This window comes from Paraburkholderia sp. 22099 (assembly GCF_052045835.1).
Lineage (GTDB): Bacteria > Pseudomonadota > Gammaproteobacteria > Burkholderiales > Burkholderiaceae > Paraburkholderia > Paraburkholderia terricola.
Map to the genome: position 1 here is coordinate 123,020 of NZ_JBQEPU010000015.1, position 23,063 is coordinate 146,082.

Genomic DNA, 23,063 nt, shown 5'->3' on the forward strand with positions numbered 1-23,063 from the left:
TGGACAACCGAATGGACGACCGCGCGCGCATTCGCGTGGAGATTCCCGATGCCGTATCTGCTCAATGCCTGGTATGTCGCCGCGCTGTCCAGCGAGGTCACGACGCAAGCGCCGTTCGCGCGCACACTGCTGGACCAGCCGGTCGTGTTATATCGCGACGCCAGCGGCGAGGCCGTCGCGCTCGACGATCGCTGCCCGCATCGTTTCGCGCCGCTCTCGCGCGGGCAAGTCGTGGATGGCGCGCTGGCTTGCCCGTATCACGGTCTGCGTTTCGGATCGGACGGTCATTGCGTGTTCAACCCGCACGGCGACGGCCGCGTACCCGCGCATGCGCGCACGCGGTGCTATCCGACCCGCGAGCGTTACGGCGCGGTGTGGTTCTGGCCGGGCGATCCCGAGCGTGCGCAAACAGCGCCGTTGCCGGCCTTCGACTTTCTCGACCCGCTGCGCAACTTCACCAGCGAGAACTATCTGCCTACGCGGGCGAACTACCAGTTGAGCGCCGACAACCTGCTCGATCTCAGTCACCTCCAGTATTTGCATGCCGGTACGCTCGGTAGCGACGAGATGGCTCGCAGCACGGTGCGCGCGGCGGTCGACGGCGATACGGTATCGGTGCATCGCGAGGCCACGGACGAGCACTTGCAGCCGATGCTGATGCGCGCTTTCAATCTGGCGCATGGCACGCGCGCGGACCGTCAACTCGATGTGCGATGGATGCCGCCGGGTCTCCTGAGCATCGCCGTCGCGGTGTGCGAGAGCGGTGTGCCGGAGTTGACGCGCGTGAGCCTCTCGGCACACTGGCTGACGCCCGAGTCCGTCGCGAGCACGCATTATTTTTTCGCGTTCGGACTGCCTCGCGACATGGGCGAGCAAGGCGCGGAACTCGTGCGGCAGGCGGCGCGCAATCTGATCGCGCCGTTTCGCGACGAGGACTTGCCGATGCTCGAGGCACAGCAGCGGACGATCGGCGAGCGCGACTTCTGGTCGCTGCGTCCGGCGATGCTGCCGATCGACGCCGGCGCGGTGCACGCGCGCCGCATCATGCAACGCTTGATCGCGGAGGAACAGCGGCAGACGGAAAAAGAACGCGGGTCGCCGCAGCGAAAGGCGGCTCACGCGGCGTGCGAATGACGCCGAGGCGTTGCGGGCCGCGAAAAAAGAAGCCGCGATAGCTACGTCGTTCGAACCGTGGGCTTCGACGGGCCTCGGTGTGCTTCGGCGTGTGATGCGCCGCGGTTGCGTGCTACTCCACGGCGGACGCGGCGTTCAGCGGTGGCGCGGCAGCGGCGTCGGCGGGCGACGGCGCCACCGCTGACGGATCTGCTGCCCGATAGAAAAGATAGGTCGCCGAATACGGCACGAAAAGCGACAGGCCTTCCTGGCCGCACACGGGGTCCGGCGGCAGACCGCCCGAGGTCAACACGCGCTGGATCGAGGTCGTTCGCGCAAAGCGTCCCTCGCCAGTGCGTTCGCCGGTATTGAAGCGCGTCGCGAGACGTTGCCACGGCAGCGCGCCGGGCGTGACGGGCTCATCGCCGACGAGGCGGCCGATCACGTAGCTGCCGTCGTACGCGTTGAACATCCGGTTCGGCATGACCGTGCCGACGCTGTTGCGGGCCTGATCGACGAGCGTCGCTTCCGCGCCGGTGGGCGTCCATGAGAGGGTCGGGCCGCTTCTGCGGCAACTGTAGGTTTCATCGCCGACCGCGCTCAGCACATCCTGTAGCACTTCCTCGCGCTCGACGCGCAACGAGACGGGCAGCGTGTCGTTCGCGGGCGGCACGAGTTGCTGTTGTTGCGTCACTTTGAGCTGCATCGGCCCCGGTGTCGGAGCGGCGCATGCGGCGACGAGTCCCGCGAGCGCGAGAACGGCGAAAGTGGCGCGGCCGGAGACGACGCGAGCGGCGCCTGGCGGACGCGCGACGACACGGACGGTGACGAGTGAACGGTTCAGCACGGCGGTCTCAAGGCAATGCAATGGCGCGAGTAGACACGAAACTTGCGTGTGCCGGGGCGCGCGATGCGAACCCGCGGATGATTCCGCGCAACGGCCTGAGATCCGGCATGTCATGCGGCATGTCATGCGGCATGAAATTCGCCATGAGCTTCGCCATGAGATTCGACACGCGATTCGCGCCTGGCTTCGGCGGTTCGTCGTGCTCGCGTCGGATCGGTGCCGGGTTGGCCCTGGATTCGCTTTGGCGTCACATTGGCTGCTTCGCTTTATCGCGCATTCGTGCGCATCGCTCACGGCTTCCCGCAAGGCTTGCTTCTACATTCGAGCTTGCATCCGGAAGACCATGCCGCATCGGGCGAGCGGTCTTCGGTGCGATTCGCGCGAGTGGCTTCGCCATGCCAAAGGAGTCGTGATGTCCTATACCGCATTTCCGGCGCTGTCTTTTCCGACGCAGGGTCTGTTGGGTACGTCCTATCCTTCGGGTTCGTTCGGAAAGCCCTTGAACCTGCGCGACGCGTTCTCGAATCTGCCGGCGGGAAACTGGAACGCGGCGGGCAATAGCGGGGGCATGGGCGATCCGCAAATGGAGCAACTGTTCCTGCAATTTCTGCTCGCGCTGACGAGTGCATCTTCGCCAACGGATTCGTACAGCCCGCCACAAATGCCCAGCGGCGGCGGTATCACGCAAGCCAGCTACCGCGGATCGAATGGTTCCAGCGGCGGTTCCAGCGGCTCGGAGGGCGCGGTCCAGCGCGGCGATGCGAACGTCGCGCCCGCGGGCAACGGCAACGCGGCGGGTGTGGCGCAGACCCAGTTGCACAAGTCGGCGGCGAGCATCATGCAGAACCAGGGCGTGCCGATGGAGAAGGGCGTCGACACGACGGTGTGCTGCGCGAACTTCGTGTCGGCCTGTCTGGTGAAAGCCGGCGATATACCGCAATCGCAGCACACCAACCTCGTGTCGACTCTCGACAGCGAACTCAAGCGCGATGGCTGGCACAACGTGAGCCGCAGCGAAGCGAAGCCCGGCGATGTCTGCATCGTCGGCGCGGACGAACACGTCGAGATCGTCGCGAGCAACGACCACGGCAAGATCACGCTGATCGGCTCGAACAACACGCAGGGCGGCAGTGGCCCGCAAGTCGTGTCCTACGACACCTACACCGGCAATACCGGCAACGTGAAATTCCTCTCCGATTGAGCGATGCCGATGTTTGCGTTTGTGTTGCTTGTATTAACCGCCGGCGCGCTCCAGCACCAGCCGGTCATAGCCATGAAACGAGCCGTGCTGCTGCCGTACCTGCGGACCAGGCGCGAGCCGCAGATCGGGCATGTGAGCTAGCAACGAGCGCAGCAGCGATTCGAGCTGCATGCGCGCGAGCGCGAGTCCCATGCAGCTATGCGGACCCGCGCCGAATGTCAGCGAACGCCCGGCTTCGCGTTCGAAGCGGATCTCGTCGGGCGCATCGAACGCGGCCGGATCACGGTTCGCCGCGCCGAGCAGCGGCACCACCAGTTCGCCTCGCCGAATCCGCTGGCCGTCGATCTCGACGTCTTCCCACGCATAGCGGAACACCGCCTGCACGGCTGCGTCGTGGCGATATAGTTCGCGCACCGCTTGCGGCACGAGCGCCGGATCGGCCCGCAGCGCCTGCCATGCCCGCGGCGCGCGCAGCAGGGCGGCGAGCCCGTTGCCGATCGACAGCAACGTCGTGCCGTAACCGGCAATGAAGAGAAACAGGATGTTGACGAGCATCTCGCGGCGCCCGATTCCGCCTTCCCGTTCGAGATGCAGAAAGCGCGACGCCGCGTGATCCGGCATCGCGTCGGGATCGATGCCGGCGATGAACGATTCGACTTGCGCGAGAAAGGCTTCGGTCTGCGCGATCGCGCTCATGCGTTCGGCGGGCGCGAGCGGCGCGCCGCTGATCAGTTGCCATGCGCCGGTCGACGCTTCGAGGTAGCGCGCGCCGTGCGCGTCCGGAAAGCCTAGCAGCCGGCAGATCGTGCGCACCGGCAGCACGCTCGCGATGTCGGCCACGAGGTCGAAGCGCGGCGTGTCGCGCAGGCGCTCGACGAGCCGCGCGATTTCGTCGTCGATGAACGCTTGCAGCGCCGCCAGCGCCTTGCGCGAAAAGAGCGGCGCGAGGAACCGCCGCAAGCGGTCGTGTTCCGCGCCGTTCTGGAACACGATCATGTCGGTGTAGCCGAGGGCGTCGTCGAATGGCGTGGCCGAAGGCGGCATGCGCGCGGAGAAGCGCGCGTCCTCGAGAATGCGCGTGACGAGCGCGTGCGACGAAGCGAGCCATACGCCGCTCGCGTCGCGGCACAGCGGCCGGTTCGCGCGCAGCCAGGCATAGACCGGGTACGGATCGGCGGAGCCCGTGCCGATGATCGAGGGCAGGGCGCTGTAAAAGTCCGGGTCGGCAAGCGTGACGGTCATGGCCGGCTTCGGCTGAGGGGAAGGCGCGGGCGTGCCCGCGAGACGGCGCCGATGGTGCGCAACTCGCGCGCGACTGGCACGCCAGTCATGCGCAACCGGTGTGCAGCCAGCGTGTCGATCATGCGCAGCGCGTGCGCAGCCGGCGCGCGATCATCCGCGACCCGCGCGCCGATCATGCGCAACTCGCGCGCGCGAATGCCGCGGAAATCGGCGCGAACCTCACGCGAACCCGACGCGAATCGGCGCGCGTCAGATCGTGATCGTGCCGGGCTGTTGCATGAGCGGCTGCACCTGCGGAGTCGTCGTCGTCGTGTTGCCGCTGAGGTTCAGGTCGCCGGCGCCGATGTTGACATCCTCGGCCGAGAACTTGACGTTGCCGTTGGACTGCTCGTCGGGCTTCACGAAGTCGCCGCGAATCAACATACCGAAATCGAGGTGGTTGTTGGTCGCCAGCGTCTGGACCTCCTTCTCGCCATCGGGCGTGAAGCTGACGCTGCCGTCGGCGCCGATCGAACCCACCGACTTGCCCTTCTTGTCGTACAGGTTGCCCGACGGGTCCGCGAGCAGATCGACTTCGCCGCCGGAGCGCGACGTGAGCTTGACGGAGCGCAGCGGCGGGTTGCCGCTCGTCGACTGGCCGGGGTAGCCCGGCACCTGGCCGGTGCCGGGGAATTGACCCGAGCCCGGAAACTGGCCCGACGAGCCGGGCGTCTGGCTGAATGCGCCGAGGTCGTTGAGAAGCTGCTGGATGTCAGCGTTGATCCGGCTCGGATCCGCGCCGCCGTACGACTGGGTGTTGGGCGAGTATTCGAGCGTCTGCGCCTGGAACGACGGCTGGACTGTGTTGAAGGTCATGGTTCCTCTCACAAGGTTGATCATGCGGGTAATCGAAAACTGATGAGGCGGCAGAACGCGCCGACTTCAACAGACACAGGCTAGGGGAAGCGGATGCGCTCGCGTCGGCGAATGCGAAGCGGCGTGTGAGCGCACGAAACGTTGGCGACTTCGCGGCGCATCGCCGCGCGCGGCGCTTCGAGGCGGCGGATGCGCTTCGCGATCTTATGCCGCGCTTCGTGTGCTCGCGGTCATGGCGAAGGGTACGCATCGACAATGCTGCGTGTTTCCCGATGCCTTTTCGTTTGCGCAGGTACATGCAATGAAAAACGATCAATGCAGTTTGTCGGTGCTGGGTGTGCTGCTGTCGGTGTTTTCGGTCGGCTTGCGGCTCGGCGCGCATGCCGAACTCGAAGAGCTGCTGCTCGTGCTGCGGCTGCTGCATCCCAATCCGTCCGTCGTCGATATCTGCGAGGTGCGTCTGCTCGTCAACTCGCAGCGCTGGATGGATGCGTTGCGCCTGTTGCGGCAACTCGACGAGCAGGGGCAGGGTTCGCCCGTCGTCATCGCGCTGCAGGGCTGGTGTCTTTACATGCTGGGCGATCGCGACTGGCGCCGCTGCGTGGGCGCCATCCTGCACAGCGGCGACCCCACCGCGCTCGCGATCGCCGCGAAGTTCATGGGTGTCGAGGGCGACGCGGTGCCCGCGCGCATCGCGGAGGCGCTCGGCAACGAGTACAGCTGAGACGCGTGAGCATTCCCGCGCGACACGCGGCATCCATCACTCTCGAAAGGACTTCCTGTTGGACGACAAAATCAGCAGCGGCGGCGCGGGCGAACCGCGGCCGTGGCCGGAGCACGACCCTGGAGCGCGGCCTGCGGGGCCGCCGCCCGCATCGAGGCGCCCGCCTGGTTCGCCGCAGCTGGACGGTCTGCCGCCATCCCGCGCCAGTGCGCCGGAGTCGGTACCGCTGGCGGAGCCGGGCAGCGAGATCGTGTTGCGCGACGCCGGGGTATCTCACGCGCACGACGATCACGCGATCCGCAATGCGCAGACCGAAGGGCGCATCCGGCGTGCGAAGGACATGCTGCGGATTCTCGTCGACGAAAGCAGCAACGACAAGCCGGTAACCGGGCCCGGCGACGAATGGCTCGTCGATCTGCTTGCGCGGATGAAGACCGGCAATTTCATCACGCAGAACGCGCACGAATACGTGCATCGCGCGTGCGTCGGCGCGGGGCGAACCGACCGCATCCATACCGGCTGGAGCGAACTGTCGGGCGATACGGCCGCGGCGGCGCTCGACGTCAAGCGCCGCTTCGCCGACAGGCAGGTCGTGGTGAGCGGCTTTCGCGGGCGCAAGCCGGATGATCCGCGGCGCCTCGATCAATTCGACGCCGCCGATGCGATCGTGCTGACACGCGGCGATTTTCATGCGCCGTACCAGTTCATCGAGGCGATCGACTATCTGCGTTCCGCGCGCGCGGCGGCGAGTGCGGTCGGACAGCCGCGCGAACGGGCGCTGGTGGTTGCCGACTTCGGTTTCTACCGGCCATTGCTGCGGGGCATGTTCGGCGCCGCGCCGCGCGGCGCGGACGAGAAGGAACACTACCGGAAGGCGCTCGACAGTACCTTGCGGCAAGGGCAGCGGCCGGGCGTGCCGCACGCCGCGACGACCGTGCAGATCGTCGACTCGCTCGACGACGTCGCCCGCACCGGCGCACTGACCCGCCGTGGCCCGACGGCCTTGGGCACGACCCCGGCGACGCCGGCGTTACCTGAGTCCGACATCGCCACGCGCAATGTGGCGCAACTCTTCGTCGGCACCACCAAGCAGCTGAAAATCGAGCATTGGCGCTCCGGTTTCGGCAGCGCCACGCTCAGGATCAGTTCGCTGATCGAGCTGATCGACGATCTTGGAGAACCCGAGGAGCGTCACGGCAGCTACGTCGCGAACGTGCGCGGCTTGCGGCCCGACGCCGGCGTGGAAAATTCCGGCAAGGCGGAATCGTTCGTGCGGGTGATCCGGCGCGTGCTCGACGGCGAGCATCCGACGATCTCGCGCGAAGCGTTGCTGCAGCGGCTGGCATCGTTCGGCGTCGATGCGGAGCGCGGCGACAGGCTGCACTTCATCGCCGACGATCGCGGACTCGAATTTCCCGACTGGCCGCTGCTGGAGCCGTATTTCCCGGCGCACATCAAGGAGGAGGCGCTCGCGGAAGTTGAGCGCCGGGTCGGCGGACAGGACCCGGCGATTCAGGCCGTGCCCGGCGTCGAGACGACCTGGTGGATCAATACGGCGGGCGGCACCACGCAGCTTCTCGAACACTTCATGCAAGCTTACGAGCGGCGCGCGGCCGCCACCGGCGAGCGGCTCGAACCGAGCGTGGTGAGCGTGTGCGTCGCGAGCCTCGTCGACATGGATCTTTCGACGGGCGCGGCGGACGTGCGCAATTTTTCCGGCGCCACCACCTTCGAGTTCCGCCGTCCGCCGGCGGGCGCCGTCAATGCCGCCGACAGCGAGGCGTGGTTCGTGCCCGCCGCGGCCATCAACCCAGAGTCGCGCTCCGTGCAGGAACTGATGGACCGGTCACACGTAGGCGCCTACACCGCGTCGCTGCCGTGGGTGAAAGCGATCGACGCCATGCGCGCGGACGGCGTCACGTTCGAGAACGCGGCGCGCAGATCGCGCGTGCCGGATTATCGCGTGTCCTTGATCGGTCAGCCGGGCAGCACGCGTGGCGCCGCATGGCAGCAGCGTATCCGCGCGCTCGCGCCGGCGAACGCAACGCGGCCCGATCCGGCAGGCGAGCGCGCGCCGCCTGTTGTCATCGGCCAGGCATCGGCTGCGCGAGCGTTCGATCCGTATGCGATCGGCCAGCGCGTGCAGCACGCCGATGCCGTGGTGTTCGATGCCGTGCCCGGCACGCTCGGCGCGCAGGCTACCGTCCTTTACGAATACTTTTCGGCGCTCGTGCTGACGAGCCTGCATCCCGACTACAAGAACGTGCGTGTGCTCGTCAATGAAGGCGATCCGCATCTCGCCATCCTGCAGGAACTCGTCAGGACCCAGCATCACTACGGGTTGAGCGAAAACCCGCTGACGCTGTCGCGGCGTTACGACGAGGAAAGTCAGGCGACCGCCGAACTCGAACGGCACTGGGCGCAGTATGAGCGGATCGAGGTCCCGCAAGACGGCGCGGCGGCCCCGCCCAACCGGTTCGACGTGCGCCGCGAACTGGATGCGGGCCGCGCGGCGCGGCGTCCCGCAGTGGTGGTGCTGGCGTCGGGCAAGGCGGTCGAGCCTTCACTCGTGGCCGAGACGACATCGGTGGCGCGCTGGATCGCCGGACGCGGCGACGATGCGATCTATGGCGGCGGCGCCAAAGGTCTGATGGGCGAGTTCTATCAACACTATCAGCGCCATGCCGCGTCGAGCCGCACCGGCGGCAAGGTGGCCGGCATCAGCACGACGATGGTCATCGGCAAGGAAACGACGACCAGCGAACTGCCCGCCGCGCTCGACGTCGGCCACGTCAGCCCGGACATCATCACGCGGATGCATCAGCTGTTCGAGGCGGACATGGCGGTCTTTCTCGCGGGCGGCGTCGGCACGGCCGAGGAAATCGGCTTCGCGCTCGCCTTGAAGGCAGCCGGCGTGCAGCCGATGCGCGACAAACCGATGATCCTGGTCAACTCGCTGATGCCGGACGGCAAGCGGCTCTGCGACGGTTATCTGGAATACTTCGGCGCCGGCGATCCGGCGCTCGACCGCCAACGCCGCATCGAAGCAGGCGCGAGCAGGCTCAAGGCGCTGAACGTGCACGTGGTGCAGGCGGGCCGCGACGACTTCGATCGGACGTTCGGCGATGAATTCATGCGTATCCGAACGCTGTATGGGATCGGCTCGACGCCGCGGGCATAGTGCCGCCCGCGCGCCGGGCGTTCACCGCTCCGTTGCCTTGCCCGCGACGCCCGGCGCGTCGGTCGCTTTATCGGGGCGATACGTCGGCGGCGCACTGCCCGCGTGGATCATCCCTTCATGCACGGCCTTCAGTTCAGCCGCGCGGCCCGCATCGCCCGCCTCGTTGCAGCACGCGATCAGAGCGATGATCGCCCGCTCGCGAAACGCGCTGTCCGCACAGGCGTTGGCCAGTTGATAGACCTCGTTCCACGCGGCGATCACCTGGTCGGCGGGCGTCTCCACCCGCGGCAGCGCCTCTGCGATGACCGCATGCAGACGCATCTCGTCGCGCCGGCGCGGCGTCGCGCTCGCGGTCAACTGGGCGAGCACGGCGCGCGCGCGCCGCAGATGTTCGTGCACGAGCGAGAGCAGGCGCCACAGCGGCGCGGAGCATTCGAGCAGCGTGACCGCGAGTTCGAAACGCCCGGCCTTCACCGCCCACGCGAGCGCGGCGCGCAGATCGTCCAGATCGCTGAGATCGAGCACGTCGATCGTCTTGTGCTCGCCGCGCTTGCGGTGCGCCGCGATGCGTATCGGCAAGCCGCCCGCATGAGCGAGCGCCGCGCGATCGAATTCGCCGCTGTCGGTGAGCATGTCGCGCGCGAGTTCGCGGATCGGCCGGCGCATCTGCAGCATCCATTGCCCGTCGCTGTCGATCTCCTCGATCAGGCCGGCTTCGACAAGCTGGTCGAGACGGCGGTCGGCAAGCGCCTCGCCGCGCACGCCGCCGCCTTCGCTGGCGGACATCGGCGGCTCGCAGGCCGTCAGCAGGCCGATCGCCGCGCAACGCGGAAACTCGCCCGCGAACAGGCTGAGCAGCAGGAAGTGCTTGCGCGCGAAAGGGTCGAGCCGCGCGATATGCAGATCGAGCGCCACCGGCACCGGCGCCGAGAGGGACCGCGGCACGCCCGGCGCGTCGATGCGCGCGTCGATCAAGCCGGCAAGGCGGCGTGCGTAGCCGGTCATCGCAGTATCGAGCGTGTCGCCCGCGTTCATGCTGTCGTCGATCGACGCGGCGGCGAGTTCGAGCGCGAGCGGCACGCCGTCCAACTGCTGCGCGATGCGCACGGCCGCATCGATCACGTCCTGGCTGATCTCGCCGGCATCGAGTGCGGCGAGAAGGGCCGCGCTTCCGGTCCAACGCGCAAGCGCGCGCGGCTTTTCGCGCAGCCGCGCTCGCCGCGCGAACAGCGTGCCGAGCCGTGCGAACAGCAACCGCAGCGCGTCGTACTCCGCGGCGAGCGCGGTGCTGACCTGGGCGTCGTCGGGCGTGCGCAACGGGTAGAGCGTCACCACTTCTTCGCCGTCGAGACCGAGCGGCGCGGCGGCCGTGACGATCGCGCGTACCTCGGGCGCTTCCGCGAGCAAGGCGGCGATCATGCGGGCCGCGGGCTCGCCGTCCGTCTTCCCGCAATCGACGACGAACAGCACGCGCCGCGTGCGCACGCCATCCAGCAGACGCGCGAAGGAAGCGCGCGCGAGCGGCGGCGCAAGGTTCAGCGCGAGCGCGAAGGCGTCCGCGAAACTCTCACGCGGTGTTTGCGCCGCGAGCGACACCGGCACCACGCCGTCGGGGAATTGCGCGGCAAGCCGGCGAGCGGCCTCGTGCGCAATGCGCGACTTGCCGGTTCCAGTCGCGCCGACCAGAGTGATGACGCGCGCGATCGAAGCGAGGCCGAGCACTTCCGACAACTCCGCATGGCGGCCGATAAACGGCGTGAGATGCAGCGGCGCGCGCAAGCGCATCGTGCGCGGCGACGTCTGCGCGGTGCGCGGCGGAATGTGAATGGGCGGTTCGGTCGGCGGCTGCAACGCCGGGCCGGTGGCCTCCGATGGCCGGGGCGCGCTGCCCGTGTGGACTTCGGCGGCGAAACGATAGCCGAAGCCCGGCACGGTGACGATCAGGTCGCGATCGTCGCCGAGCGCGCGTCGCAGCGTGGAAATCTGCGCCTGAACCGTGTTCGCGTCGACCGCCAGATCGGGCCAGCCCCGGCGGCACAGTTCGGCTCGCGCCACCGGCCGGCCGCCGGCCTCCACGAGCGCCAGCAGCAATTCGAGCGCGCGAGCGCCGAGTTCGACCGGCGAGTCGTCGGCGACGAGACGCGGCGGATTCTGCGTGAGCGTGTAGCGACTGAACGCAATGACCATTTCACCCGGTCGTGGTGACGACATCCTGAATCTCCAGCGAATCCGGCGAGCCGATTTTCCCGGCATGCCGGCATGCAGCGGTTGCGCGCGGTGGGGTGCCGCGGTTGGGTGCGCCTGGGTGCGCCTGGGTGCGCCTGGGTGCGCCTGGGTGTGCCTGGGTGCCAAGCGAAAGGTTACACGGAACAGGCGCGCTCCGCGCAGGGTCGCCGCATGCGTCGCGGAGGGGCTATTCGGTTCGACATGCGCCGGAAATCTCAACAGTTCTCAAATCCGCCGAAAAGCTCAGATTTATTGAAGATGTTCTTTCGCATACGCGGATAGATTGAGCGGTGCGAACGATGGCGACATTCCCAACCATCGTGTTCGCCAAAAGCGTGCGTGCCGGCGGCGGTGACAGCCGTGCGCGTGTCAACGAGGAGTAGCGCAATGTTCCTGACGCTTTATTTTCCACTCGCGGCGTCGTTGTCCGTGCAGGATTTACCGGACGGTTTCATCAACAAGGTTCGTGAAGGCAATGTCCAGGCGGCGGGCGCGCAGGCGGCCCGCTGGTCGGATCTCGCGCGCAACGGCGCGGGCGCCGCCGCGGGCTCGCCCGGACTGCTGCAGCTTCATGCCGACATGCAGATGACCCTCGGTATTTGTGACGAAGCCGAAGAACAGTATCGGCGCGCGCAGAAGGCGATCCTCCGCTCGCCGCGCCAGGCAATCCGCGCGGCGTCGTGCCGCAATGCCGGCTGGCAGGCGCTGTTTCGCCATCGGCTTGCCACGGCGTTGTCATGCTTTGCACGCTTGATCGACGAGCCCGACGTCGAGGTGTCGCGGCAACTCGAAGCCCGCCTGGCGATTACCGGCACGTTGCACGAACTCGGCCGCTCGCGCGATGCAACCGATGCGCTCGACGAACTCGCCGCCGCGACATCCGAACACGGCTCGGATAGCTGGCGCGACATCGTCGCCACCTTGCGCTTCGACGTCGCCGTGCAGCGCGAACTGCGCGGCGCGGCGCAACTGAACGATCACGTGTACTGGCAATCGGGGCTCGGCGGGCAGGGGCTGCGCAGTGTCGGCGCGGTCGGCACGGCAAGCGACGAAGCCGATCTGCACGAAGTGGGCGCGTTGAGCGTTCGCACGCCGCTGCTCTGCGAGCGGATCGGTTATCTGCGCCAGTTGCGCGCGCTCGCGAGCGGCGAGCGCGGCGCGATGGACCGCATCACCGCGCATCTGAACTGGGCGCAGCAGCATGGCCTCGGCGACTATTTGCGCACGACGCGGCTCGAAGTCGTGCTCGCCGCGCTAGCGTGCGACGCGCCGCAGCTCGCTGAGTCGCTGCTCGAGCCGCTGCATCGCACCGACCATGCGGCATCGACCGGGCACCGTCAGCTCGAGTATCTGTATTGCGTCGCCAAGACGCACCAGGCGCTCGGCCGCAGCCGTGAAGGGATGGTCTTCTTCGGACGCTATGCGCTGATCGCCACCCAGTGTCTGCGCGACGACTCGCAGGTGCTGACCTCGTACAGCGGGCGGGCCGCGCGCCAGGCGCCGCAACTCGACGACGTCGCGGCGCGCTTGCCCGCACGTTATCGGCGCGCGTATCGCTATTTGCAGGAAAATCTCGACCGGCGCGACCTGTCGGTGCGCGAGGTGGCGGCCGAGGTCGGCGTGACCGAACGTGCGTTGCAAAGCGCGTTCAAGCATTCACTCGGACTGTCGCCCTCGGAGCTGATCCGTCGGCTGCGCATGGAGCGGATTCGCGCCGATCTGCTGGACGACTCGTTCTCCGGCGATCGCACCGTGTTGCTGACGGCGAACAAGTGGGGCGTGCAGAACCGCTCGACGCTGGTGAGCGGATATCGCAAGCAGTTTCACGAAGTGCCTTCGGAGACTTTGGAGCGATAGCGTGTCGGCGCGGGTGGACGCCGCATCGGGTTGCGATGCCGGTGTCCGCTTCTGTGGCGCGCATGTGCGGTTCGGAGCGCGATGCGCGCCGGCGCTAGGAGCGGGGCAGGTTCTTTTCGGCGAACTCGCGCAAGTCCTCGATATCGGCGGGGCTTTCGATGCCGAAGGCCCGCGCGGCCTCTTGCAGTGAATGACCCTGGCGCATCATGAAGTACGCGTCGGCAAGTTGCCTCGGCGTCGCCGGTGCAGGTTCGCGGCCGTGCTGCGCCTCGTGCAGACGCTGCTTCTGGAGCTGCGCTCTCAAGGGCTGCGTTCTTTCATCGGAGCCTTCGAAATCAGGCTGAGCCGGCGCTTCTCCGCCACCGACCGGCGGCAACTTGTCTGAACTCATCGAGGCAATCCCCGGCTGGTTGTATCAACCCGGCATGGCGGGACACACGCGTCCTCTGCCCGCCATCACGCGGACAGCACGTACTGAAGATCCGCGAGGCGGCTCGACATCTGCGGATCGCCGGGACGTTCGAACGTATTGCAGAACACGACGGTCGCGTCCTGCGCGGTCTGCGTCTGCTTGACCGCGTCGATCGCGCCCGATTGCGAGGTTTCAAGTTCATGCTTGAGGAAACCGTAGTTCGCCTGTTCGCTGGATGGGTCGAGCTTATGTTGCGAGCAGTAGTCGAGGTAATCCTGCTTGCGCGAGCCGGTCCATTGCGCGACGCCATAGCCGGACTGCAGGTTGGAATTGGGTGCGCCGACCGCGCCGCCCTGGTTGATGCCGGTGTTCATGCCGCCGCTTTCGTGCCATAGGTTGGCGACGATCCCCGCCGCCTGATTTCTCGTCAGGCCGAAGTCCCGTTGCAGGTTCGTCATGAAATGCTCCGCCGTCTGTTTCCCCTCGGCCGTGCTCGCGGGCGTCCCCTGGCCCGAGCCGTCGCCGGCCGGAACCGCGCCCGAGTACGAGGCGGGTGAGGCCGACGAGGTGGACGCGTAGCTCGCCCGCGCGGGCGCCGCGGAAAAGGAGGGCATCGACGGCATCTGGAATGACGGGCCGTTACTGTTGTCGAACAGCCCCGAAAGGATCTGCTGGATCTGCAGAAGGATGCTCTGATCGTTCTCGCTGCTCGCGCCGGGACCGCCGGCTCCAAGCTGATGCAGAAGTTCGTCTACGCGCTGTAACTGGGCGGATTCGATCATGGTTGTCTCGCGCGGGTAGGTCCGTGGAAATTCGTTTGCACGCAGAGCGGCCAGCCTGACGTTCGATATGCGCAACGCACGCCGCCACGCCCATTCTCACAGCCGCGTTGCGCTTGGCGCCGGCGTTTCGGAAGTTGAAGCCGGCGGCGCGAAACGACGCGCGGAGGCGCATCTCCGATGACGCTTCGCCGTCTTCGAGCGCGCCTCGCGCCATCAGCGCGTTGCCGGAAAGTTCGATGCGGCGGGCGCGCTCCGCCCGAGCGGTTGCGCCGACAGAACCGTGCTTTCCTCCAGGATTTGCCACTGATAGCCCCACGGCAGAGGCCCCGAGGTCTTTTGCGAGTGCTCCCTCTGCTGCGCCAGCACTTCGGGCGCCTCCCAGTTTGCTTCGTCCATCAGGAGCTGGCCGATGTTGTCGCCGATTTCGCCCACTTCCTGTTCGTCACCGGTGCTCGCGGCGATATGGGCCGCGAGCGTTTGAAGTTCTTCGAGCCGCTTCGTGGCCTGCGGTTTCATGTACTGCCGCACGACCATTTCCTGCTGTCCACGCGCCGCACGCGCCGACGCGAGCGTGTCGGGCGGTGTTTCCGTCAGACCGGCGGGCGGCGCCGGCGTCGATGCGCCGTCGCGGTTCGCCAGCCACTCGCGACAGGTCTCGACGTCCGTGGTCCATTGCCGTGTCGGCGTGGAGCCGCTGACGTCCGGCGCGGGAATATGGATGCTGCCGTTCTTCAGCATGATCACATTCGTCGTGCGTTTGCTGTTGAGGGCCGTGAACATCGCGCCGTGCCCGCCCGCCAGATTCACGCCCGCGACCGTCGGCAAGACGACCGACGGCGGCGGATAAGCCAGTCCGGCCGGCACCTTGGTGACATGCTCGTATGCGCCGTCGACCAGTGTCGTGCCGGCCGAATTGACGTGAACCTCGCCGCCGTGCATGACCGAGCGATGTCGCTGCACGGCGCCCGCGAGCCACGGACCGAACTGGATCGAGGCCAACGGCAACGTCAGTTGCGGCAGGTGAAGGAAGGGCATGGTGGCGCCGGCGAGCGCCGTGTGCTGCTTGACGTCGGTCGGCGCACTGGTGTGACCTTCGTCGTATCGAACCGAGACGGAAGGGTGCTTCGCAGCCGCCGTCACCCATCGATTCCAGAGTCCTTGCGTCGCGCCGGTGCGGGTATCCGACAATCCGTCGAAGAGCCCGGCGGCGATTTCCTTGCATTTGTCGAGTCCATCGGGCGCCTTGACCTCGATGCGGATGACCGGCCCTCTGAAGGTCTGATTGACTTCATGCGTGCCCCATTCGCGGATCAGCCATGCAAAGGCGATCGGAATGTTCGACATCAGGACGACGCCGCGCTGACGAATGCGCGTGTCGCGTTCGAACGTGCCGGCGTGGATTTCGAGGCAAGCGCCGTCGGGCCCCTCGCTGCCGTTCATCGCGATGCGTCCGCCCCGGCCCCTGGTATGGGCGCGCGTCGGCAAGGCCATGACAGCGGGAATCGCATGGCTGATCACGCCCGTCAGCGCGAGTGCCCCGCTGAACCAGAGCGTGGTGTTGAAGCCTTTGACTCTTGACGATCTGACATCGATGCTCGCTCCTTCTTCCACGATAGTCACGAGTTCCTTGAGTCCCGCGATGCGAGGCGCGACGCCGTGGTCGATGTCGCTCAGCAGGTTCAGGCGATTTTCCAGTGCGGAACCTTCGAAGCCGGGCTGCGCATCCGTTGCCCATTCCCGCAGCATGGCGAGGTCGAGTTGCTGCAATCGCGCGGAGAAGTCGGCCCAGGTGGAATCCTTCGCCAGTTCCTTTTCCTTCACGCCGAGCAGGCGCGCCGTTTGTTCCCTGATCTTGCGCCGCGCGAGCGTGCCGATCGGCATCTCGTCGCGCCATCCCTTGCGGGCAATGCGATCGCCCATCACCATCAGCGTGGCCAGGCGGGCTGCATCTTGCACCCGCGTTTCGGGCTGTTCGGCAAGCGCGCCGCTGCCGGCCGGCGCATTGGCGGGCGTGCCGCCATGCGGCTCCGTCACGAGCGGTTCGAGGTCGGTGCAGACGTTGCCGACGATGTTCAAGACGAGCAGTTTGAGGATCTGCGGCTCGTCGAGCGCGGACAGATCGTCCGACGAGCGCATGCGCTTCAGGAACGACCCGCGATGGCCGCTCGCGCCCACGATCCGGTTAAAGCGCGTGGACGTTTCCGTGACATGGTCGGGGTCGATCGTGCCGCCTCGCAGGAACACGATCGCCTCGCACTGGCTCAGTGTCGGGTCCGGCGAGACGGCGCCGAGCAACGCGTCCGCCGCGATCCGGTGATATCTGAACACGTTCGCCGGAATGCCCGTGAGTGCGGCTTGTTGCTCCGGCGCGCTTGCCTGGCCGGCGATGTGGCGGGCAAGTCCGATGGATTCGTCGAGCGTGGTGGGCCTCGGCAGGCCCAGTCCGTCGACGTAGTTCCTGAGCAGATGGTCGCTCGCCCGGAACGCGAGACGTGCGTCCGCGCGCGCCGTTTCAGTTTCGAGTCCGGCGAGGCGGCCGGCGGGACTCATCGCCGCCAACATGTCCGGCTTTTCGAGCAGCAGTTGCCAGCCCTGGTCGGACTGGCTGAGCGCGCACTGGGTCGCCAGCATGTCGGCGCCCAATTGCCCGCCGGTGGGCGCCGTGTCGCCTCTCCACGCGTTGACGACCGCCAGCGCGCGGGACGCATCGCCGCCGGTCGCTTGCCTGAGCACATAGGCCAGGGTCATCGCATTGCCGTAGCGCGACGCGCTGCCGCCCTTGAATTGCATCAGGCGCTGCGCTAACAGCGTCGTCTCGTTCGATTCCGCTTCCGACGTGTTGGGGAACAGCGAAACGATCTTCTTGCGTGCGCGCTGTGCGTCGTGGAGCGCGCCGCCTTCCGCAAAGTCGCCATCGGCGCACGGATCGCTACCGAACTCCGCCTCGACGAGCGGTGCGATGGTGCTGCGAAAATTCGTGCGGTTCGTTCGATCGGCGTGCCTCGTGCTTGCCGCGGCGTGTCGGCCCTCGCTGCGGAGGAACTCGAGCGCGCTCGATGTCTCGGCTCGCGCGAGCGGCCTGCCCACGGGAGCATGCGTGGGTTCTTGCCGCGTACCACCGGCGCTCTGCGCGTCGAATGGTTGCGGGTGCCCGAGCAGGCGGCCGATCAGTCGCATAGTGTCCTCCCCTGGTTGCTGTTCGCGCTCCCGCGCGGCGCGCGGACTCGGCCAGCGTGACCGAAGGTAGCCGGTTGCGAGAAACGCGGAAGGCCGGTCGCGAAGCGTCGTGCGAGCAGGCGAACGGACGCGGGGAGGGGCGATGGCCAAGAGGAAGCGAAGGTATTTCGGCTGCGAAGCGAAGGTGGTATCTCCGCATAAATGAATCGATGCTCAACGTAATTCGCATCAATGCCGGATAGATATTCCGGTCACGGCAAGTATCTACTCCCGCACTGGTGAACTTGCAACCAGGGTATTGACCATAACGAAAAGATAAAGCGCCACCTTTTTTGGAAAGCCATTATTCTTTTGCTGTATCGATCGTTGCCATTCGCTCGGGCACGGTTCTGTAATTCCCAATGTCAGTGCGTCAGTCCGAAAACGTCCGTTTGCGAATGTCCGGCATAAAACAGGTTCACTCAGGGGGGCGCTGTAATGAATCGTTTAAAACGACGCAAACAAGAACTCACACAGTATTTTGTGGACCCCGATATCGGGCGGCACCGAATCAGGCAATTCACGTCGTATTCGGTGATAGGCGCGATGCTGGCGGGTTTGGCTTTATCCGCCAATGAAGTTCGTGCGCAAAGCAGCGTGCAGCTTTATGGCATCGTGGACGACGCGCTCACCTATACGACCAACGTTCGGGGCGGCCACGCGTGGGCGCAGTTCAGCGGCGTCGGTCGCAATGACCGCTGGGGCTTTCGCGGCACGGAGGACCTCGGCGGCGGATACCGCGCGATATTCCGGCTCGAAAACGGTTTCGGCATCAACAACGGCACGCTGGGTCAAGGCGGACTGGAATTCGGCCGGCAAGCGTTCGTCGGTCTCGCCAGCGACCGGCTGGGCACGATTTCGCTGGGCCGTCAGTACGATTTCATGACGACGAACCTGTCGTCGTTCTCCGCCGGCTCGACGATTCCCAGCGTTTTTGCGTTCCATCTCGGCGATTACGACAGGCTCGGCGGCGAGCGCATCAACAATTCGGTCAAATACGTGACGCCGACCCTGGCCGGCCTGCAATTCGGCGCGCTGTATGCGTTCGGCGGCCAGGCGGGGGACTTCGCGCGCAACAGCGCGATGGGTTTCGGCGCCGGTTACACGCAAGGGCCGCTGCGCCTCGCGGCCGCCTACACCGCCATTCGCAATTACCAGGCCGTCTTTGGCATCGGCACGCCGGTACTCGGCACGCCCTTATCCGGCTCGGGAGCATTGGGCACCCTGGCGAGGCCGGTGGTTTTCGACAAACTCGTCGTGGCGGGCGCGGCGGCGGGCTATCAGCTCGGCCCCGTGCTGATGCAAGGCGTGTTCACGCTGGTGGACTTCCAGAACAACGGTCGATCCAGCGTCCTGCGCACCGCGGAAGGCAACACCCAGTACAAGGTCAGCCCCGCCTTTTTCGTGGCCGCCAGTTATGCGTATTCGAAGCTCGACAACGATCATTGGAATCAGATCGGGCTCGGCGCGGATTATTTCCTGTCCACTCGCACCGACGTGTATCTCAACGCCGTCTATTTGCGTGCCAGTTCCGGTGTGACGGCCGAAATGTTTTTGCTGTCTCCTTCGAGCAGCAATACCCAGATGATCGTATCGCTCGGCCTCCGACATTCGTTTTAGCGCGATATCGGAATGTATTACCGCTGCATGATCGGGGTGATGCCGATATGGATGAGGTATTTTTCGCGTGATATATGAATAAGGGTTCGTGATAACTAGCCAAAAAACGGCTTTCGTCTAAGCTACGTAGACTTGAACCGGAATGACTCAAGTGAGCTTTCCAATCTATTCGGTCGAATTTACCAATATGGCCGAATTAGACCAGCATTGTTTTAATCCGCAATAACGGGCGCGCTTGCGCTATTCAATGCCAACTGCACGATTGGCGTGCGTTAATTGACCGGGCGGTAATGAATCAATAGCGGCGAGCCTGTCGGACGGGTTCGTGTCGTGTGTGCGGGGTTACTCCGGGGGGCGGATGTGCGCGAGACGTGGGGGCGATTGCTACGCCCGGCTCATCGTGGTTACGCAATCGGCCTGGCCGTCGCCATGCTGCTGCTCGGGCTCGCGGTAACGGCCGTGGTGCATACGGTCAGCGCGGACCTGATCCAGAGCGAGGCGAGACTTCGTTTCGACAACGACACCCGCGATGTCGAACAGCGAATCGACACGCGTATCCGGCTGTATTCCGACGTACTGGTGACGATGCAGGCGCTGTTCAGCGCGGGCGACGATGTATCGCGCAGCGAGTTTCGCGACTTCGTGAACGGCCTAAACCTGCCGGAGCGTTACCCCGGTTTTCAGACGCTGAACTATGCGCCGTATATTCGCGGCGCCGACGTGGAGCAGTTCATCGCCACGCAGCGCAGCGACCCGGTTCTGCAAAAAGCCGGCGTCGACTTTGCGATTCGACCGCCGGGCGCGCGTCCCGCTTATTTCGTGCTGTCCTATGTCGAACCGCTGGAACCGAATGTGCCGTCGCTCGGCATCGATCTCGGTGTGCCGTCCCGGCGACTGGCTGCGCTCGAACGATCGCGCGACACAGGGCAACCGGTCAGCAGCGGGCGCCTGATTCTCGCCGAGGGCAACAATCCGCATATCGGCATCGCATTGCGCCTGCCGGTCTACCGCAAGGGCATGCCGCACGATGCCGTGGATGCGCGGCGTCGCGCGTATATCGGCTCGGTCGGCGCGGGCATCCGTGTCAAGGACCTGATGGCGGGTCTGCTCAGCGAGGAAACACTGCGCGTGATCCGCTTTCGCATCTACGACGCCGGCGCGTTCGATACGCCGGCGGTGCCGCCGTCGCCCTCCACGATGCTGTTCGACAGCGTCGCGGGCATCGGCGACATGGCGCGCGACGCGGTCAGGCGTAACCCGACATCCGGTGCGGGCGTGTCCGCGGCGCACCCGTCGTTGTCGTCCGGCGATGAATTCGGCACGTCGGCGCACGACGCGCGGCACTTCACGAGAAGTCTCGTGCAACCGTTCGGCGGCCGGCGCTGGCTGATCGAGTTCGCCGCCGATCCGGCAACGCTGAGCGGCTCGCAACGCCGTCTGCCGATGTTCGCGACGGTCGCCGGCGTGGTCATCAGTGTGTTGCTGGGCGGGCTGGGGTATGCGCTGTCGAGTTCGCGCGTGCGCGCCGTCAAATTGGCCGAACGGATCACGCATACGCTGCGGGACAGCGAAATCGCGCGTGCCGAGGCGCAGCGCATCGCGCACCTGGGTGACTGGCGCATCAGTCCCGATGGTGAGACGGTCCGCCTGTCGAACGAGATGGCCCGCCTCATCGGCGCGCGCAGCGGCACGCTGCCGCTGGCGGCGCTGATGAACGTGATCGAACGGGAGGATCGCGCGGCGTTGGTGGCGCACGGCAAGAGAACGCTTCGCGCGGGCACGCCGTTCCAGTTCGAATGCCGTTACCGGTCCGCGCGCGGTCGAAGAGGCTGGCTGCATCTAATCGGCCACGCATATGGACCGCCCGAGCAGCGAGCGCTGCGCGGCACGGCGCTGGAAATCACGCAGCGCAAGTCGGCGGAGCGCGCGCAGCAGCAGGAACATGCGATCACGCTGCAACTCGCGACCGCGACGAGCGAGTTCGATGTTTTCCGGCAACTGGTGGACGTGCTGGCGGACGGCATGGGTTGGGACGCGGGCGCGTTCTGGCCCACGGAACCCGGTCAGCGGCAATCGCTTTACGCCATTTACCGCGCGCGGGTACCCGAACTCGAGCCCTGGTTGCAGTCGCGCTCGAACAGCGCATCGGCGGCGGCCGCGGAGGTCTTCATGGAGCCTTGCTGGAGCGCCGGAAAGAGCGCCGTGGCACGGCTCGCGCACGCCGAATGGCTCGGCGCGGCGGGCATCACCACCGTGTTCGCCTTTCCGCTGCGTGCCGGTTCCACGACGCTCGGCACGGCGGAATTCTACGCACGGGACAGGCGTCAGACGGAGCCCCAGGCGCTGGCGATGGCGCGCTCCATCGCGATCCAGGCGAGTCACTTTCTGTTGCGGCGGCAAGCCGAGGAGAATCTGCGCTTCATCGCGAATCACGATGCGCTGACCGGCCTGCCGAATCGGCTGATGTTCAGGGACCGGCTGGAAGAAGCGCTCCTGACCGCGCACATCGAGAACACCGCGCTCCATGTTCTGTTCATCGATCTGGATCAGTTCAAGGACGTCAACGACTCGCTCGGGCACAACGCCGGCGACCAGTTGCTGCGCGCGGTGGCCGACCGGCTGCGCCAGCAGGTCGCGCAGACCGGAATGATCGCCCGTCTGGGCGGCGACGAATTCATCGTGCTCGTCGCGGGGCACGGGGACGCGCAGGACGACGTGAAGTGGTCGGTCGAGGCGATCCAGGGCGCGCTTTCCGAACCGTTCGTCGTGAGCGGAAGGCAAATGCAGGTTACCGCCAGTATCGGCATCAGTTCTTTCCCCGGCGACGGCGACGATGCCCAGACCTTGCTCAAGCATGCCGATATCGCCATGTACGGCGCCAAGCAACGCGGCAAGAACACGTATCAGCTCTACGTCCGCGAGATGAGCGCGACCTTGCAGCGTCGCATCGACATGGAGTCGCATTTGCGGCACGCGGTCGACAACGACGAGTTCGTTCTGTACTACCAGCCGCGCGTGTCGCTGCAATCGGATCGTTGTACCGGAGTCGAGGCGCTGATCCGCTGGCGTCACCCGACACTCGGACTGGTGATGCCCCTGGACTTCATTCCGCTAGCCGAGGAAACCGGGGCGATCGTGCAGATCGGCGCGTGGGTGCTGCGCGAGGCATGCCGGCAGAACGCCGAATGGCTCGATCGTGGGCTGGGGCCGCTGCGCGTGTCTGTCAATCTGTCGGCGCGGCAATTCGCCGACCCGCATCTGCACCACGACATCGTCGACGCGCTCGCGCAGGCGCAATTGCCCGGCGACATGCTGGAACTGGAACTGACCGAGAGCATGGTCATGCGCCACCCCGAACAGGCGGCCGCGTGGCTCGCGAGCTTGAAGCGGACCGGTGTGCGCCTGTCGATCGACGATTTCGGCACCGGCTATTCGTCGCTCGCGTATCTGAACCACTTCCCGATCGACCTGATCAAGATCGATCGTTCGTTCATTCGCGACGTGCCCGACAGTGAGAGCGACGCGCAGATCGCCAGCGCCGTCATTGCGCTCGGTCACAGTCTCGGCCTGGAGGTGGTCGCCGAAGGCGCCGAAACTCAGGCGCACATCGATTTTCTGCGTAACGAAGGCTGCGATGAAGTCCAGGGGTACTTCTACAGCCAACCTCTTCCTGCCGGCGACATGACGTCGTTTCTGAGTCGCCGGCCGGAGCGCGGTCTTGCCGAAGAGCAGAGCCCGCAAGTCGTGCGTGCATGAGGCTGACACCTCGGGCGCGCCCATCACATGT

14 protein-coding genes are annotated in these 23,063 nt (G+C 66.2%); 7 read left to right on the forward strand and 7 right to left on the reverse strand.

Features of this window, described 5'->3' with window-relative positions; genetic code table 11:
* The first annotated feature begins 48 nt into the window (after positions 1-48).
* Positions 49-1,134: an aromatic ring-hydroxylating dioxygenase subunit alpha gene (locus tag ACTJLC_RS16285; RefSeq protein WP_310133143.1), complete on the forward strand. Its 1,086-nt coding sequence runs from the start codon at positions 49-51 to the stop codon at positions 1,132-1,134.
* Between the two features lie 112 nt (positions 1,135-1,246).
* On the opposite strand, the gene ACTJLC_RS16290 is transcribed toward ACTJLC_RS16285, so the two are convergent.
* Complete coding sequence (locus ACTJLC_RS16290) at positions 1,247-1,960, reverse strand: DUF3455 domain-containing protein (RefSeq protein ID WP_310133145.1); 714 nt, start codon at positions 1,958-1,960, stop codon at positions 1,247-1,249.
* A gap of 412 nt (positions 1,961-2,372) precedes the next feature.
* Between ACTJLC_RS16290 and ACTJLC_RS16295 the strand changes: the two genes are divergently transcribed.
* Complete coding sequence (locus ACTJLC_RS16295; RefSeq protein ID WP_154873309.1) at positions 2,373-3,161, forward strand: CHAP domain-containing protein; 789 nt, start codon at positions 2,373-2,375, stop codon at positions 3,159-3,161.
* A 33-nt stretch (positions 3,162-3,194) separates the two neighbouring features.
* On the opposite strand, the gene ACTJLC_RS16300 is transcribed toward ACTJLC_RS16295, so the two are convergent.
* Both ACTJLC_RS16300 and ACTJLC_RS16305 read right to left on the reverse strand, forming a co-directional pair.
* Complete coding sequence (locus ACTJLC_RS16300; protein WP_310133147.1) at positions 3,195-4,403, reverse strand: cytochrome P450; 1,209 nt, start codon at positions 4,401-4,403, stop codon at positions 3,195-3,197.
* Between the two features lie 249 nt (positions 4,404-4,652).
* Entirely contained in the window at positions 4,653-5,258 is a 606-nt protein-coding gene (locus ACTJLC_RS16305) for a hypothetical protein (RefSeq protein ID WP_310133149.1), read from the reverse strand.
* Between the two features lie 301 nt (positions 5,259-5,559).
* Between ACTJLC_RS16305 and ACTJLC_RS16310 the strand changes: the two genes are divergently transcribed.
* Complete coding sequence (locus tag ACTJLC_RS16310; RefSeq protein ID WP_208645269.1) at positions 5,560-5,982, forward strand: HrpB1 family type III secretion system apparatus protein; 423 nt, start codon at positions 5,560-5,562, stop codon at positions 5,980-5,982.
* Positions 5,983-6,040: 58 nt separating this feature from the next.
* On the forward strand, positions 6,041-9,163 hold the full coding sequence (locus ACTJLC_RS16315; protein ID WP_310133152.1) for an LOG family protein: 3,123 nt from the start codon (positions 6,041-6,043) through the stop codon (positions 9,161-9,163).
* Positions 9,164-9,184: 21 nt separating this feature from the next.
* On the opposite strand, the gene ACTJLC_RS16320 is transcribed toward ACTJLC_RS16315, so the two are convergent.
* Positions 9,185-11,374, reverse strand: a complete 2,190-nt coding sequence (locus ACTJLC_RS16320) for an ATP-binding protein (protein ID WP_310133154.1) — start codon at positions 11,372-11,374, stop codon at positions 9,185-9,187.
* A gap of 402 nt (positions 11,375-11,776) precedes the next feature.
* On the opposite strand from ACTJLC_RS16320, the gene ACTJLC_RS16325 reads away from it, so the two are divergent.
* The gene (locus ACTJLC_RS16325; RefSeq protein WP_310133157.1) at positions 11,777-13,246 is read left to right on the forward strand and encodes a helix-turn-helix transcriptional regulator; all 1,470 of its coding nucleotides are present in this window, start codon (positions 11,777-11,779) and stop codon (positions 13,244-13,246) included.
* 94 nt (positions 13,247-13,340) lie between these two features.
* On the opposite strand, the gene ACTJLC_RS16330 is transcribed toward ACTJLC_RS16325, so the two are convergent.
* The 3 genes from ACTJLC_RS16330 to ACTJLC_RS16340 form a co-directional block, all read right to left on the reverse strand.
* On the reverse strand, positions 13,341-13,637 hold the full coding sequence (locus ACTJLC_RS16330; protein ID WP_310317500.1) for a hypothetical protein: 297 nt from the start codon (positions 13,635-13,637) through the stop codon (positions 13,341-13,343).
* Positions 13,638-13,702: 65 nt separating this feature from the next.
* The gene (locus ACTJLC_RS16335) at positions 13,703-14,440 is read right to left on the reverse strand and encodes a phage tail tip lysozyme (RefSeq protein ID WP_310133160.1); all 738 of its coding nucleotides are present in this window, start codon (positions 14,438-14,440) and stop codon (positions 13,703-13,705) included.
* Positions 14,441-14,653: 213 nt separating this feature from the next.
* Complete coding sequence (locus ACTJLC_RS16340; RefSeq protein ID WP_310133163.1) at positions 14,654-17,617, reverse strand: hypothetical protein; 2,964 nt, start codon at positions 17,615-17,617, stop codon at positions 14,654-14,656.
* 522 nt (positions 17,618-18,139) lie between these two features.
* Here ACTJLC_RS16340 and ACTJLC_RS16345 point away from each other — a divergent pair.
* Positions 18,140-19,276, forward strand: coding sequence for a porin (locus ACTJLC_RS16345; RefSeq protein WP_310133165.1), 1,137 nt, complete (start codon positions 18,140-18,142; stop codon positions 19,274-19,276).
* A 429-nt stretch (positions 19,277-19,705) separates the two neighbouring features.
* Positions 19,706-23,032 carry a bifunctional diguanylate cyclase/phosphodiesterase gene (locus tag ACTJLC_RS16350; RefSeq protein ID WP_440844578.1) on the forward strand — a complete coding sequence of 1,109 codons (3,327 nt, stop codon included), beginning with the start codon at positions 19,706-19,708 and terminating at the stop codon, positions 23,030-23,032.
* Positions 23,033-23,063 lie beyond the last annotated feature (31 nt).